At 48.8% G+C, this 15494-nt stretch carries 9 protein-coding genes, 1 tRNA gene and 1 pseudogene; 5 read left to right on the forward strand and 6 right to left on the reverse strand.

All coding sequences use genetic code 11. From position 1 onward, the window contains the following. The first annotated feature begins 144 nt into the window (after positions 1 to 144). Positions 145 to 1227: a glycosyltransferase family 1 protein gene (locus tag JGK07_RS17150; protein WP_293182884.1), complete on the forward strand. Its 1083-nt coding sequence runs from the start codon at positions 145 to 147 to the stop codon at positions 1225 to 1227. Between the two features lie 304 nt (positions 1228 to 1531). Here JGK07_RS17150 and petG read toward each other — a convergent pair whose 3' ends face one another. Then, the gene (petG, locus tag JGK07_RS17155) at positions 1532 to 1651 is read right to left on the reverse strand and encodes a cytochrome b6-f complex subunit V (protein WP_006632329.1); all 120 of its coding nucleotides are present in this window, start codon (positions 1649 to 1651) and stop codon (positions 1532 to 1534) included. A gap of 182 nt (positions 1652 to 1833) precedes the next feature. Here petG and JGK07_RS17160 point away from each other — a divergent pair, with 182 nt between their 5' ends. Further along, a complete protein-coding gene (locus tag JGK07_RS17160) occupies positions 1834 to 2214 on the forward strand; it encodes a cytochrome c (protein WP_293182882.1) in 381 nt (126 codons plus the stop codon). A 291-nt stretch (positions 2215 to 2505) separates the two neighbouring features. Here JGK07_RS17160 and JGK07_RS17165 read toward each other — a convergent pair whose 3' ends face one another. From JGK07_RS17165 to JGK07_RS17185, 5 genes and pseudogenes are all read right to left on the reverse strand, one after another. Next, the gene (locus JGK07_RS17165) at positions 2506 to 7569 is read right to left on the reverse strand and encodes an SdrD B-like domain-containing protein (RefSeq protein WP_293225056.1); all 5064 of its coding nucleotides are present in this window, start codon (positions 7567 to 7569) and stop codon (positions 2506 to 2508) included. A gap of 466 nt (positions 7570 to 8035) precedes the next feature. Then, a pseudogene (locus JGK07_RS17170) lies at positions 8036 to 8467 on the reverse strand (NIL domain-containing protein). Positions 8468 to 8694: 227 nt separating this feature from the next. After that, positions 8695 to 9573: a sulfate ABC transporter permease subunit CysW gene (gene cysW / locus JGK07_RS17175; protein WP_293203530.1), complete on the reverse strand. Its 879-nt coding sequence runs from the start codon at positions 9571 to 9573 to the stop codon at positions 8695 to 8697. Further along, on the reverse strand, positions 9563 to 10423 hold the full coding sequence (gene cysT, locus JGK07_RS17180; RefSeq protein WP_293186033.1) for a sulfate ABC transporter permease subunit CysT: 861 nt from the start codon (positions 10421 to 10423) through the stop codon (positions 9563 to 9565). The genes cysW and cysT overlap by 11 nt, the downstream gene beginning before the upstream one ends. 138 nt (positions 10424 to 10561) lie before the next feature. After that, positions 10562 to 11680 (reverse strand): sulfate ABC transporter substrate-binding protein, encoded by a 1119-nt coding sequence (locus JGK07_RS17185; protein ID WP_293193277.1) that lies wholly within the window; start codon positions 11678 to 11680, stop codon positions 10562 to 10564. 530 nt (positions 11681 to 12210) lie between these two features. On the opposite strand from JGK07_RS17185, the gene JGK07_RS17190 reads away from it, so the two are divergent. The 3 genes from JGK07_RS17190 (at position 12211) to JGK07_RS17200 (ending at position 15492) form a co-directional block, all read left to right on the forward strand. Continuing rightward, a complete protein-coding gene (locus JGK07_RS17190) occupies positions 12211 to 14370 on the forward strand; it encodes a serine/threonine protein kinase (RefSeq protein ID WP_293186029.1) in 2160 nt (719 codons plus the stop codon). A 359-nt stretch (positions 14371 to 14729) separates the two neighbouring features. Further along, positions 14730 to 14802 (forward strand) — tRNA-Thr (locus JGK07_RS17195). 273 nt (positions 14803 to 15075) lie between these two features. Continuing rightward, positions 15076 to 15492, forward strand: coding sequence for a hypothetical protein (locus JGK07_RS17200; protein WP_293193278.1), 417 nt, complete (start codon positions 15076 to 15078; stop codon positions 15490 to 15492). Positions 15493 to 15494 lie beyond the last annotated feature (2 nt).

Consider the following 15494-nt stretch of genomic DNA (forward strand, 5'->3'; position numbering starts at 1 on the left):
AACCAAAAACCGCAATCCTCATAAATCTTACAACAATATCTCTCAATCCTGCGTCTCTCTCTTTCCTCTCTCCGCGCCCTCTGCGCCCTCTGCGGTTAATCAAAAAAAATTCCAATCAAAAAACCGCAATCCTCATATTATTCTATGCCAAATCCCCAATCCAACCTACTAATTAATCTCTCCTTCCTAATTTCCGAACCAACCGGATTAGCCATCTACGCCAAAAACCTATTTCCCCACCTAAAAACCCTCAACCCAACCTTACTCACCGCCCAAAAATTTCCCGATAACAACTGCTACGAAATCCCAGCCAACCTCACACCAGAACAAGGAAGCAGAGGACACATCAACCGATTGCTGTGGACACAAACCCAAATCCCCAAAATTTACAAACAGCTAAAATCTAACCTGTTATTTTCCCCAATTCCAGAAGCTCCTCTATTTGCAGGTTGTCGGTATATAATTACAGTACATGACCTAATAGCCCTACGATTTCCCCGCCGCTTCGATCCTTTGGCGGTTTATCACCGTTACTACATTCCCCAAGTATTGCGGCAGGCTGAACATATCATCTGCGATTCCGAGTCAACCGCCAATGATATTACTAATTTTTGTAAGATTCCAAGTTCTTTAATTACACGAATTTTTCCCGGCTACGATACCAGTTTTTTTAAGTTTCTAGACTTACCAACTAGCAATTATTTCCTGTATATGGGCCGCCACAATCCCCATAAAAACGTCCAGCGAGTTGTAGCAGCGTTTGCGGCTTTACCTAATAATTCCGAGTACGAATTGTGGATAACGGGATCGGAAGATAAACGCTATACGCCGCTGCTGAAGGCCCAGGTTCAAGAATTGGGATTGTCCGATCGCGTAAAATTCCTAAATTACCTCCCCGCGGCTGATTTGCCGAAAGTCATCAACCGGGCGATCGCCCTTGTATTCCCCAGTCTTTGGGAAGGATTCGGTCTGCCGGTGCTCGAAGCAATGGCCTGTGGCACTCCTGTCATCACTTCTAACCTATCTTCGATGCCCGAAGTCGGGGGGGACGCAGCATCGTTAGTCAATCCGTACAGCGTCGCAGAAATAGCCTCTGCTATGCACGAGCTGGCAATAGATACCAAAGCTCGATCGCACTTGCGGGAACTCGGTTTGGCCCGATCAAAACAGTTTAGCTGGGAAAAGACAGGCGTGGAAACTGCTGCTATTCTCGATCGATACAGTTGACAGTTGACAGTTGACAGTTGACAGTTGACAGTTGGAAGAGGAAAGAGGGAAGAGTTGGGGAGCATCTCAGTTTTGTAAAAAGCATTTTTTTTCTTGTAGTGCGAGCGTCCCGCTCGCGTATTGTAAAATACGCCAGCGGGGATGCTCGCACTGTAAATGCAAAACTGAGATGCTCCCAAGAGTTGACAGTTGACAGAAGCAAGACTGAAGAAGAAAGAAGAAAGATTTTTCCAATCTCCCCCTCTCCCCCTCTCCCCCTCTCCTCCATCTCCTCCCTCCGCTTCACCGAGGGACTTAGGCCCTTTTACTTGTTGATACCCAACTGATCGCCCCGCTTGTATTGCTGGTAAGCAGCAAAAAACAGCCCAGCCAGAGTAACAAAGATTAAACCCAGAACAATACCTGAAAGCAGCGGTTCTACCATGAGAGCTCCTTAACGTTAAGATTTAACAATCTATTTTTAATATTACCAGCACTGAGACAGATGAATTTTCCCATTCTTGGGAGTTCTGGGGGTCTGTGATCTTGATATCCCCGCTGGAAACGATTAAGCTATGTGATGAGAAATAAATTTTCTTGTAGATACTATTTTAAAATTGCACTCCTTTGAATCACCAAATTGCCACGAATGAAATTAAAAACCCGATCGAGCGACTGCTCATATTTGCGATCGCGCTGTTGCTTGCGATCATGTTGGCGACGATGACAATTCGTCAGTTTCAAGTTGCCGATCCCTACGTCAAAAGCGTGCTGTCCCTTGCTGGCGACCAGTTTCAGGGTTCCGCCATCTTTCAAATGAACTGTGCGGGGTGTCACATATCCGTCGGAGAGACTCAAGTTGGGCCCAACTTGCACCGAGTTTCAGAGCGCAAATCCGAATTCGAGCTGATCCGCCAAGTCACCAGCGGGCGAACCCCACCAATGCCACAGTTTCAGCCGAGCCCGCAAGAAATGGCCGACTTGCTGAAATATCTCCAACAAATTTAAGCAAAAAAGGGGAACGGAATTTCGTTCCCCTCATCCTGATTGTCCGGGTAATAGTAGGGTGCGCGAAGTACGCATCCTACATAGCATTAGTGTCAACTTAACCCCGAAAACCTTTGTATCTCTCGTTTACCCTGAGCGTCGATCCCCCTAAATCCCCCTTAAGAAGGGGGACTTTGAGAAAAATCCTGTCCCCCCCTTAAGAAGGGGGGCTAGGGGGGATCTGGCCCCGATCGCCAGACAGGCACTACGTTTGACGTTAAGTTGAAACCAATGCCTACTAAGGACTACAGATTAAACCACCAGCACGTTAAAACTGCTTGCCGCTAACCGGTTGGGGACAACGCCCGCCAATATAGCCAAAGTCTGGTTGGTGCTGGCGATCGCGATCGCAGTTGAGCCGTTAGTTTCGGTTAACAACAGTTGATTGAAGTCCAAGCCTCCCACCAACTGGATCGAATCAGATTCTGGTCTAAAGTTGATAATCGTGTCAATTCCCTGAATCGCTGCCAATACAAAGTCTTGTCGGTTGCCGTTAGCGATCAGAGTATCATTGCCAATGCCGCCAAACAGCAAGTCATCGCCGGTGCCACCAAAGAGTATATCATCGCCGCTGCCGCCCAGTAAGGTATTGTTACCGTCGCCACCGCAGAGAGTGTCATTACCTTGATCGCCCAATAGCACGTCGTCGCCGGCTTCTCCCAATAGCACGTCGTCGCCTTTGCCGCCGTACAATACGTCATCGCCGTCGTCGCCGCTTACTGAGTCGTTGCCCCGATTGCCGTAAAGAGTATCGTTAGCTCGATCGCCAAAAATCAGGTCAAAGCCTTTACCACCAAAGATAGTATTGCTATCTTTACCACCGTAGATAGTATCGTTGCCGGTATTGCCATTGATGTAATCGCCGCCCTCTTGGCCGAAGATCAAATCGCCGCCGCCTAACCCGAAGATAGAGTCAACATTGGCACTGCCCACGAGGGTATCGTCGCCGTTAGTACCGTTGATGACACCGTTGCGCGAAGGACTGGGGGGCAGATTCGGAGGGGTAACCCTGGGGAAGGGATCGGGACAAACCAAATCTGTCCCTACAGGTGTCGGCGTCGGTGTCGGCGTCGGTTCTGGTGTCGGAGTCGGTTCAGGTGTTGGCGTCGGAGTCGGTGCAGGTGTTGGTGCAGGTGTCGGCAGCGGCGTCGGTGCAGGCGTCGGTGCAGGTGTCGGCAGCGGCGTCGGTGCAGGTGAAGGTGTCGGTTCTATCCTTGCCGGCGGTGTCGGTGTCGGCTGCGTCGATGTCGGCGTCGGCGTCGGTGGCGTCGGTGTTGTAATGGAATTCCCGAAGTTGATGCCGCTGACAATAGCGCCCGAAGCCAGCACGATGTCGGCGGGGTTGGGGCTGGTTTGAGTGAAACCTATTGGCGGGGTTTCCCGGACGCGGTAGGTTGCCGGCGCTAGGTTCGCGAACACGTAGTTGCCGCTGTTGTCTGTGGTAGTAGTAACAGGAACAGCAGCAGGAGCTCCTGGGGTGGGAGCTACGACTTTGGTTAACAGAATTTGGACATTGGGTAAACCCGGTTCTCCGGCATCCTGAACGCCATTCTTGTTGTTGTCTTGGAACTTCAGACCGCGGATCGTGCCCGGTTGGGGCAGGAAGTTGCCGAAGTCAATGCCCGTGGGTTTTTCTCCGGCTTGAGCTATAATAACGTCGGCAGGGAGCGCGGTTGTCAGCGTCCAGCCGGTTTGCTGGACTTCCCTTACCTGGAAAGTACCTGCGGGTACGTCGGTGATAGTGTAGTTGCCATCCTTATCCGTGATGGTAGTCAATTCGCCCTGTTGGAACACTCCATCTTTGTTCGTGTCTACGAAGATTTGCCAGTTTTGTAGGCCCGGTTCCCCAGCATCCTTAGCACCGTTGTTGTTGAGGTCATTGAATTTTTGACCGCTGATCGTGCTCGCCTCGAAGAAGTTGCCGAAGTTGTTGTTTTGGGAGTCTTGACCGCTGGTGAGAGGGATAGTATACGCACCTGGAAGGGTAGGCGCGGTGGCGCTGGCTGCGGGGGCGATTTGCGTCCAGCCTGGTTCTACTAATTCCCGGACGTTGTAGGTGGCGAATGGCAAGTCGTTGAACTGGTACTTACCGGTGATATCGGTAACAGTAGCGGTTTCGGTTGGCTCTAGCGTGCCGTTGTTGTTGGCATCTAGGTAGATTCTCCAGCCTGCTAGCGCTGGTTCGCCAGCATCTTGGACACCATTTTTGTTGCGATCGTTAAATTTGATCCCGCTGATCTTGCCAACCTGGAAGTTCCCGAAGTTGGTAGGAAGGGTGGTGGTGTTGGCAATGTTAACGCCACTTGCGGTAGTAAGCCTCGTGGCCGCTGGGGGAACAGGGAAAGTTTGCTGCCAACCAGTCTTTTGCTCTTCCCGCAGGAGGAATGTACCAGCGCCAACGTCAGTAAAGGTGTAATTCCCAGAGGCATCAGTGGTAGTCGATCGCGGTACTGCTGTGCCGATAAAGGTCTGTGGTTCTAGTAAGATTTTCCAGCCTTCTAATCCTGGTTCGGTCCCCTCTTTGACCCCATTCCCGTTGAGGTCGTTGAACTTCTGACCTGTGATAGTGATGTTTTTGAAGATGCCAAAGTTCTGCCCGGTGACGGCAAGACCGCTTTGGGTAGTAACCGGAATAGCCGGAATTGCGCCAGCGGGGAAAGAGATGCTGGAGTTGGCTGGGGGAGTGGCTTGTATCAGGTACTTGCCCGGGCCGATGTCCGCGAAGCTGTAATCTCCTGTTGCCGTAGTCGTTTGCGGAGTGCCGACAACTGTATCTGTGGCGGCTTGGAATATGCCGTCGCCGTTGGTGTCTTTGTAGAGATTGACTACGACGCCAGCTAATACGGTGTCGTCGGGAGTGAAACCGTTGCCTGCGAGGTCGCTGAAGGTTTTGCCCGCGATCGTAGTTTTTTGGAAATTACCGAAGTTGGCGCCGGTGACATTCACAATACCTGTAGAGGGCGGAGTCGGGCCGACAGTCTGCACCCAAGCAGTGGGAGGCGTTCCAGCGGGCGGGGCTTCTGTAATCGCAGTATTTGTTTTTACGTCGCGGAGGGTGTAAGAGCCGTCGGCTGCGGTGGTAGCGCTCTTCGTGCCTACAGAAATTACCCAACCTGGGAGACCGGGTTCAGCCGCCTGCCGAACGCCGTCACCGTTAAGGTCGTTGTATTTGACGCCTGTGACGATCGGGCCGTACTCGTAGGCACCGATATCAACAGCAGCGCCGATCGTCCGAGGAAAGCCAGTACCCCGCTCGTCAGTCGCGCCAGCAGCCGCCCCAGCCGCCACATCTCCGCCATCGATCGCCGGATTAATCACTGTCGCAGTGCTATCAGCCAAAGCATAAGTCAGGGGAACGCCTGTAGCCTGGTTCAGTGCTGCGGTAGGTGCGATCACATTGGCTAGAGGAACAGTCGCCGCCAGTTGCTGGGTAGCAGGTAAATTGCTACCGACAACACTTCCGATCAAATTGTTGCTACTGGCGGCGGCGAAAGATGTTCCGAACACATCAGGACTCGCGCCGCCCGTATTGCCAGCAACAATAGTATTTCTGACATTCACAGCACCGCCGTTAGTAGCAATACCCCCGCCGACAGCAATAGCAGGAGCAGTCGCAGTAGCACTGTTAGCAGTAATCGTGTTGTTAGTCAGAGTTGCAGTAGCGCCGCTGTTAACAAAAATCGCGGCCCCTGCGCCCTGGCCGGGTGTAGCGAGAGCACCGCCAGCAGCGCCGCCCGTGGCTGTGTTGCTGAAGAAAGTGCTGTTGTTCAGGGTCAAACTGCCAGCATTCACAAAAATTGCGCCGCCCAAACCAGCACCGCCACCGCCGCCGGCTGCGCTGCCGACACCGCCGGGAGCGAAAGCTCCGACAACAGCGCTGGCTCCACCTACTGTACCGCGACCGCCACCGCCACCGAAGCCGCCAGCGCCGCCGTTGCCGCCAACACCGCCGCCACCGCCGCCACCACCGAAGCCGCCAGCACCACCAACACCGCCAGCACCTGGTAAACCTGCCGCGCCAGTGCCGGCGACGCCACCAGCGCCACCAGCACCACCGCCACCGCCACCGCCACCCAGGCCGCCAATGCCACCTGGGCCACCGATACCACCAACTCCGCCGTTAGTACCGCCGGTACCAGCACCACCGGGGCCGCCAGCACCACCGGGGCCGCCGTTAAGACCAGTACCTTGTAATCCGCCACTACCAGGGCCACCATTGCCACCCGTACCGCCGGGGCCGCCAGCAGCGCCGATGCTTGCCAAGCCAGGAAGACCAGTTAGACCCGGCCCACCTGCGGTGACAAAGGGAAACAGAGCTGCAAAATCGGTGTTACCGCCCGCGCCTGCTACTGCTGGAGCAACGGGAGCCGCGCTGCCCGCGCCGCCCACAGCGCTGTTGCCACTAAAGGTGACATTGTTAATTGTGACAGCCCCGCTGTTAATAAATAGTGCACCGCCCATGCCGGCTGCACCGCCGCCACCGCCTGTACCGGCAGCGCCTACAGAGCGACCGCCCGCAATTGTCAGGTTAAAAAATGTGACTGGTGTAGCGCCACTGTCGATCAAAAAGCCCCGGTTATTACCGAAATTTAAACCAAAACCCCCACCCGTAAAAGTGATGGGGTTGGAAATCCTGGGCAGAACCTGTCCGGCTGCTAGGGTGATGTTGCCGGTGAGGGTAATCGTATCTGGATCGTTGACAGCATTAGCTGTCAAGATGGCATCGCGCAGTTCGTTAAAGTTGGTGACGCTAAAAGTTCCTAACACGCCGCTATAAGCTTCCCTCGCCTCTTGGGAAAATGCTAAAGGTGTTTCTATTTTCCCCGTAGTTACTTCCAGTTCCCAGTCTCCGCCCAAGGCTGCACTGCCGGTCAAGTTATCGGATGCGGCAATATTTGCCCCCGTGAGCTGGCTCAGCCTTTCGACGAAGGCGACACCGGCTTCTGTGGCGGCGACGTTGCAACCGTAAAGCAGAATTTCGGGTTTAGCAAAAGTAGTTGAAGACTTCGAGTTTGCTTCGGCTGCTGGCAAAGCAAACCATTTTTCTAAATAATTGCGGTAGGTTTCAATGTTGCTGAGATTGAGTTCTGTGGTTCCCAGTTGCAGGCTGGCTGCTGCGCCGTGAGACAAAATGTGGACGGCTGCAATGTTTTTTCGCTCTTTAAGTGTTTCGGCGATTTGCTTGATGCCGTCGCGATCGGCCTTGAGAATAATAACTTCTGTATCGGAATTCGCGGTTTTTGTTAAACTTTCGCAATCTTTAACTTGTGAATCCGCAAAAACTATCTGGTGTTTCCGTTCTTTATAGAGTTCCATGATTAAATTCCTCTGGTACACACACACATTAAATTCATAGCACAAACCAAACGCAGCAGCGAGATATCTTAATTTTAGGGTAGATTTTGTCGTTGGCGAAGCTCTCGAAGACGATCGCCCCTAACTTTCACCTACCTGGAAGATTGACAAAACGTTTTTTTTGTGCTCCCTATAGGATATACTGAAGTTAGTTTGATTGTGTAGAAGTTTTCAAGGGGGCTGTTGTTCCGGCTTTTACAAAAATATTTGAGTCAAGCTTGTACTCAGTTTTTAATGTCATTAGACTCGAACGAGTACAACGTATTGTCATAAATGTCAAGCAAAAAATAACTAATGGCGATCGCTCGCCATTAGTTACAATCTGATGTTATTTTTTAGGGTATTGATGCCAAAGTTATTCGTTTTTAGCTTTTGACTAATAACCAACACGGCTGCGCGAGCCTGTACAGCCTGGATCGATCGCCAATTACCAAGTTTCTTCATCGGGATGATTGGAATTGCTCCAGATTTCCACATCTAAATCATTCAGATAAATCAGAGCACTTTCAATTTGTTGACTTGTACCGTTAAGTTCCAAATCAAACCAACCGTCAATCGATTTTAGATTTTAGATTTTAGATTTTAGATTAACCCCACGGATAAATTCGGGGGAAGAGAGGATTTTAGATTTTCGATTTGGGATTGATTCAGCTGCATTAAAATTCACCTTTAAACCGTGTTCCGAAATCAGGTTAGAGATAACAGGTTCCTGATGGTATTGTTTGGGAATGCGAATGCGAATGCGGGTTTGAGTTAATCTGCTGTCTCCTGACTCAGTGTGCGGTATGTCTGATTGTTGAGTTTGGTGGAAATTGTCGATCGACTCAAATTCAGGTTCGCTATTGTTCTGGTTTAACATTGTGGCCTCCTAATGTCTGTTTTTTTTCAGGGATAACGTACTACTGCTTGACGATTAGCCCTTCGATCCACCCTAACCCTCCTTAACAAGAGGGGGGCAGGAGTATTCTCAAAGTCTCCCTTAAGAAGCGGGATTTAGGGCGATCGAAACTGCGGTATCAACTGTCAACTGTCAACTGTCAACTGTCAACTGTCAACTGTCAACTGTCAACTGTCAACTGTCAACTGTCAACTGTCAACTTCCTTAATGCTAGTTTTCCGTTCCAAAATCTCCTTAACCACGAGAGTAACAACAGCTAAAAAACCGAGAACTACCGCAGCGGAAAATGCTGCTTGCGTCGCGTACTGCTTGTAAGCATCCTCGACAAATAAAGGCAAAGTTTGGGTTTTTTTAGCAATATTTCCCGATACCACAGAAACAGCTCCAAATTCTCCCATTGCTCTAGCATTTGTCAAAATCACACCGTAAAGTAAGCCCCAGCGAATATTCGGCAGCGTCACATTCCAGAAGATTTGCCAATCATTTGCTCCCAAAGTTTTCGCCGCTTCTTCTTGATCGGTTCCCACTTCTTCTAAAACAGGAATCACTTCGCGGGCAACAAAAGGTAGAGTGACAAAAGCAGTAGCTAGCACCATTCCTGGGAAAGCAAATATAATCTTAATTCCAGCAGTTTCCAGCCACGGGCCGAACCATCCCAGCCGACCGTAAAGCAGTACAATCATTAAACCTGCGACTACGGGAGAGATGGCAAACGGCACGTCTAAAATGGTGATTAATAGGGTGCGTCCGGGAAATTTATTGCGGCCGATTACCCAAGCTGCACACAAACCAAATACTGTGTTTATAGGTACAACTATCAGAGCTATCAGCAGGGTAAGTTGTGCTGCTGATAGAAAATCTGGTGAGGTTAAGTTGGCGAAAAATGGCTCGACTCCCTTTTTGAATGCTTGGTAAAAAACGTTGAGGGTTGGGATAAATAAGACGAGGCCGAGATAGCCGATCGCAATTCCGATCAAAGTTGGCTTTACCCAGGCTTTTTCTTTGCCCCGCGACGAACCCGCTGGCGGAACTGTGTAATTTTTAGATAAATTGATCTCAGCCGTCATAGCGTCTCCTCCAGGCTTGTAAAATATTAATTGTGAACAGCATTGCTAGGGAAATACCTAACATGACAGTGCCGATTACTGTGGCTCCTGCATAGTCGTACTGTTCCAATCTTTGGAAAATCAAAACAGGTGCAATTAAATCTTTAAACGGTACGTTGGCTGCTACAATTACCGTCGAACCGTACTCGCCAACGGCTCGGGAAAATCCGAGGGCAACTCCGGTTAAAATTGACGGAAAGAGCGGCGGTAAAACTACTCGCCAAAAGGTTTGAAATTGAGAAGCACCCAAGCACCAAGCTGCTTCTTCGATGTCTTTTTCCATTTCGTGTAAAACTGGCTGTACAGTTCGCACGATGAAGGGTAAGGATATAAAGATCATGGCTACGCCTACGCCCAAGCGAGTGAATGATATCTTGATTCCTAATGGTGCAAATAGCGAACCGATCCAGCCGTTATCGCTGTAAACTGTGGCGAGGGTTAAACCTGCAACGGATGTTGGTAGCGCAAAGGGTAAATCGACTGCTGCATCGACAATGCGTTTTAAGGGAAAGTCGTAGCGGACTAATACCCAGGCTATTAATGTGCCGAAGACTCCGTTGATTAGGGCTGCGATTAATGATGTGACGAAGGTGACATCGTAGGCGGAAAGGGCGATCGGGCTTGTGGCAATTTTCCAAAATTCGCCGGGGTTTGCTGTGCTGGCTTTTAGCAGCATGGCTGTGACTGGCAGAAATAGCATTAGGCTGAGGTAGCCGATGGTGATTCCCCAAGGTAGTGTGATTTTGCCGATCGCTCTTTTGATATTGGCGATCGCAGATTGAGGGTTGGTTGCTGGAGATGATACTGCCATTTAGGTTTGAGTATTTCTTCGTTTGTAGTAAGGAATGCAAGTCCTTGAAAAGCTAATATTTTGGGGAGGACTGAAGTCCGAACGATCGAACCGTTTGGAGAGGACTGAAGTCCTCACTACGAGCGGGTAATTCGGGAATTAGCGTTTAATCGATCCTTGGATTTTGTCAAACGCGGCTCCGTCATCAAAGAATTTCTTCTGAATTTCTCCCCAACCTCCCAAATCTTTAGCTGTAAATAGGGTTTTGACGGCGGGATATTTTTGGGCAAATTCTGCTTCTTTGGCGACTGTCTCATCTACTGGGCGAAATCCTGCTTTGGCAAATTCTCGCTGGGCTTCTGGAGTGTACAGATACTTGACAAAGGCTTCGGCGACTTCGCGAGTGCCGTGTTTGTCCACGTTTTTATCGACGATCGCAACGGGATTGTCGATCGACACATTCACATCGGGAATAATATAACTCGGTTTTTCGCCTTTCTCAGCTACTAAAATAACTTCGTTTTCGTAATTTATTAAGGCGTCGCCTTGGCCTTGTTTAAAAAAAGCATCCATAGCTTCGCGGGCATCTTTAGTCAGAATCGGAACATTTTTGTAGACTTTGGTGGTAAACTCTAATGCTTTGGTGTCGTCTCCTCCGGTTTTAATTACCGAACCCCAAAGTGCTAGGAAATTCCAGCGAGCAACGCCTGAGGTTTTGGGATCGGCGGTGATCAATTTAACTCCGTCTTTGCTTAAATCTTCCCAGGTTTTAATGCCTTTGGGATTGCCTTCGCGGGTGACTATTGCTGCTACGGATTTGCTGACGATACCTTCGCTGGGAACTTCTTTTTCCCAGCCTGGTTGGATGAGTCCGGCTTTCTCGATTTTGGCGGTGTCGAGGGCGAGGGCTAGGTGTACGATGTCTGCTTCTAATCCGTCAATTACTGCTCTGGTTTGGGAACCGGAACCGCCGTAACTTTGGCTGAAGGTGACGGTTTGTCCTTTTTCTTTTTGCCACTTTTCTACAAATTTGGGAATTATCGCTTCGTGGGCTGCTTTGGTGACGGCGAAGGAAACGAGGGTTAATTCTACTTTGCCTTTGTTGGCTGCTGGGTTTGTTGGGGTTCCCTGCTGGCAGGATACAATTGCCAAACTTAAAGTTATTCCTACTACAAATAGCGACACAAATCTTTTAAGTGCAGTCAGCGATCGATTTTGGCTAATTGGTAGCTGTTGTGGTCGGTGAAATTGTTGAGTTAGGTGTTGCCACGGGCTCATTATATTTGTTCCTTTACTAAAGTACGGTTATTAGGTCGGGATACCGTAATTATGGTGGTGAAGTACGATTATAGACAAGGGCGAGCGAAATGGCAATAAGCAAAAAAAATTGGTAAAAAAAAAGGTCGATCGGGCGTCTCTTAGCCTAGTTGCCCGGTGCTGTACGCCTGGATTCGCAGTAAAATGTAAAGAATATAAACATTGTTAAGTTAAGCTGCTGAGGCTGTAAACCTGGGCGAGACCTCAAAGGTCAAAGGCTGGAGTTGCGAGTTTCGGAGAAAGGGCGATCGACTCTAGATAGTGTTTTTTAGGGGCTTTCGCGTCGTGGGGGGAATCCGATCGCAGCCTGCCAAGTAAATCTCGTTAGGAAATTGATTCGATTGTCAGACATCTCCAATACATCGAATAACTCCTCTACAATTGACAATCTAAAATCTCATAAGTTATTTAAGAAAGACAATCTAAAATTTAATAGATTATCTAAAATCGGAAATCTCAGACAATCTAAAATCTAAAATCTAAAATCTAAAATGGTATTACCTCGCCCCGTCTCAGATACCCTAATTGAACTGTTGAAACCTGTAGCCTGCGAATTGGGAGAAAGATTGGGAGCAAGCGCTGTCAACGAACGCTATGCAGAAATTGAGCCGTCTGGTTCTTCTGCTTTGAACCAGCAAATCAAAAAAGACCCCCGCTGGACTAAAGCACAAGTGAAGTATTTGCAGCGGCAGCAGGCCCGAGAACAAGAGTTAATTGCGATCGCCAGCATAGAAGAAGAAAAGGTAAAGGAAGAACGCGCCAATCGAATTAGGGCGGAAGAATTGAGAGATCAGCGGACTATTAGTCGGCTTGGCCGCGAGTTAATGCGGGAGATTCAATCAGAAGCAATTCGAGTTAAGCTGAACGAAATTCAAATTATTTGGGACAGGGACAACTGGTTTTCCAATTTGAGCAGGCAGGAAACTGAACAGATTTTGCAGCAGCAGCAGCACCGATTGCTGTTGTTAGTTGCTCCGGCCAAAATTAGCCAAGATTGCCCGGATTCGTTTCGCCACAATCTGAATATCGAGCTGCCGGCTAAGTTGAGAACTTTTTTGAACCAGCACTACCCCCAGCACGGAGAATCCTCTCCAGTTCAGTTTTACGGAGATTATTTCAAAAACCCTATTTCTGATATTGATGTGGAGCGGTTGCAGACTGTTTTGTCTCCCGTGCCAACCGCTATATTGTACAGCGACATCAGCGATTATGAAGTTAATTTTCATGTCGGTTTTTGGGGAATCATCAATCAGAATGTTTCCCTAGTGGCGATGCAGCCTTGGAATTGGGAAGAAGTTTATCACCAGTTGGAAGCCGAGGGGAAAGATGAAAAGGTGAGACTGCGGATTATTCGGCAAATAATTGTGACAATTCATAAGTTGCTGGCGGCTTTTTTAGCGGATTTGTATTATTTAAAAATAGATTTTACTCACGAACCTCAGCTATTTAATTTAGAGGCGGAATTTGCTCAGGAATGGTTTTCTCAAGATTGGGCCCTACCGTATATGGAAACTCTTAAAGAAATTCAGGAGCAGCAGCGAATAACCTATAAGGGAGAGATGCGGCGGTTAGCACTGCGAGAGGCGAAAGCTAGGGCGGAACGCAAGCGTTTGGAGGAGGAGGCACTAAAAAGCAGACAGGAAGCTGAGGCGAAATCAAAGCGGGCGAAGGAGTTCGCTCACAAATTAAAAAATCTGAAATGGCGGTGCGCTTACACGCTGCCGGGACATTCATCGTTTGTGAATTCTCTGGCGATTAGTCCTGATGGCGAAATTCTGGCTAGTGGCAGTTGGGATAAAACTATTAAGATTTGGAATTTAGAAACAAGGGAATTAGTTGGCACTTTGACGGGACATTCCGATCGCGTAAATTCGGTTGCTATTAGCTATGACGGAAAAATGTTGGTCAGCGGCAGTTCGGACGAAACAATTAAGTTTTGGAATTTGTACAATGGCGATCTATTGTGTACTTTTCCAGGACATTCTATGGAGGTGAATTCGGTGGCGATCAATCCGAAGGGGCAGATAATTGCTAGCTGCGGCGGGGCTGATAATACGATTAAGCTGTGGAATTTGCGAACTGGTGAGTTGCTGCGGACTTTGAGGGGTCATTCAGACAATGTGAATGCGGTGGTTTTTAGCCCGGATGGTAAGATATTGGCGAGCGGGAGTTCGGATGCGACGAGCAAGGTTTGGGATGTGGAAAGCGGTAAGTTGCTGCGGACTCTTTCGGGTTTGAATGTTGGGGTGAATTCTGTGGCGATCGCGCCGGACGGTCAAATTCTGGCTAGCGTCAGCAATGATTATACGATTAAGCTGCGGAATTTGCACACGGGCAGTTTGTTGCGGATCTTAAATTCTAATTCTGCGAAGCGAAAGGGTGTAGCGAATTTAGGGATGAATGAGGCTGTGCATATTTTGCGGAATTATGTAAGTCGGGGCGATTCGGTTGCTATCAGTAGGGACGGTTTGACTTTGGCTAGCGGCTGCGATGATAATAAGATTAATATTTGGAGTTTGCAGACGGGGGAGCTGTTGAGCACTCTTGAGGGACATTCGGGTACGGTATACTCGGTGGCGATCGCACCTTCGGGCAATTTGCTAGCCAGCGGCAGCGCGGATGAGACAATTAAGATTTGGTGTTGCGATTAGGCAGTTGGCAGTTGGCAGTTGGCTGTTGGCTGTTGGCTGTTTTCAGATCCTATCCGCTAATTAACCACAATACTTGTACGGGCGGGTTCACCAACAATCTATAATTCCCATTAACAATCTAGATAAACCCGCCCCCACCACGCGACTTACCCACAGGGGCTAGAAACCGGGTTTCTACGAAAAATTTGGGTTGAGTGACGAGAAATATCGGAAGAAACCCGGTTTCTGATCTCGGGGTGCGCCCAGGAGACGATAATTCCGGTTCTGCCCTTACCGGAAGAGGTTTTGGGCGAATTTGCAAAAAAGTTTGCTGAGGGGGTTGCGCTAATGGCGATAAGTTTGCTATATTAATTTTCACTGCTGGTGTAACTCAGTTGGTAGAGTAGCTGATTTGTAATCAGCCTGTCGCAAGTTCGAGTCTTGTCACCAGCTTATTTCATGAAATTAAGGCTAGATGTAACTTCTAGCCTTAATTTTTTTTGCCCCGCAAGCGTCTCAAAGTCCTTGTCACCCGCCTCAGCAATTTTGATTGTTAACGTAATCTTTTTTCCAAAAATAGAAATATCTATGGTTATATTGAAGGTTATATTGAATCGGGCGATCGCAAACTTGAGCGTCTGATTATCAAGTTTGATTAAATGTTGGCCACTCAACTTAGCAAGTTATTCTACACTAACTTTGTCAGCACTGTACCGGAGCAGCGAAATGTCCCCTTGGGTAAAAGATCCACATTCAGGAGGAGTTAAAATCCCACCGGCAGTTCAAGAACGGGTGAAACAGCGTATTCTTAATTATGCTGCTGCTAACTACGCTGGTAAATACACTCGCCTAGGCATCCGTTTTCGCAGTCAATTTTGTTACGTTGATGCCTACACAGAACCTGATGTCCCCTTAGATTTTCCGTTCAAAGAGCTTCGCGTATCTCGTGAAGAATATTTAGAACAAAGACGAAATAACCCCCTTCACCTGTGTCGGCTGCGTTACTTTAGTGATGAAGAAGCTTGGACTCTGGGATTTTACGCCTATAGCAGTGAAAAATACGAGCCTTGTATGTTCCCAAATGGCAGTTTCTACGGTACGCCGGAAGAAGCCTTTGCCATCTCTTCGATGTACTTGGAATAACC

The organism is Microcoleus sp. PH2017_24_DOB_U_A, from assembly GCF_020738205.1.
Lineage (GTDB): Bacteria > Cyanobacteriota > Cyanobacteriia > Cyanobacteriales > Microcoleaceae > Microcoleus.

What these genes read in the sequence shown, in the direction of transcription:
- JGK07_RS17150 (WP_293182884.1), top strand. Translation starts at nt 145, where the DNA reads ATGCCAAATCCCCAATCCAACCTACTAATTAATCTCTCCTTCCTAATT.
- petG (WP_006632329.1), bottom strand. Translation starts at nt 1,651, where the DNA reads ATGGTAGAACCGCTGCTTTCAGGTATTGTTCTGGGTTTAATCTTTGTT.
- JGK07_RS17165 (WP_293225056.1), bottom strand. Translation starts at nt 7,569, where the DNA reads ATGGAACTCTATAAAGAACGGAAACACCAGATAGTTTTTGCGGATTCA.
- cysW (WP_293203530.1), bottom strand. Translation starts at nt 9,573, where the DNA reads ATGACGGCTGAGATCAATTTATCTAAAAATTACACAGTTCCGCCAGCG.
- cysT (WP_293186033.1), bottom strand. Translation starts at nt 10,423, where the DNA reads ATGGCAGTATCATCTCCAGCAACCAACCCTCAATCTGCGATCGCCAAT.
- JGK07_RS17185 (WP_293193277.1), bottom strand. Translation starts at nt 11,680, where the DNA reads ATGAGCCCGTGGCAACACCTAACTCAACAATTTCACCGACCACAACAG.
- JGK07_RS17190 (WP_293186029.1), top strand. Translation starts at nt 12,211, where the DNA reads ATGGTATTACCTCGCCCCGTCTCAGATACCCTAATTGAACTGTTGAAA.
- JGK07_RS17200 (WP_293193278.1), top strand. Translation starts at nt 15,076, where the DNA reads ATGTCCCCTTGGGTAAAAGATCCACATTCAGGAGGAGTTAAAATCCCA.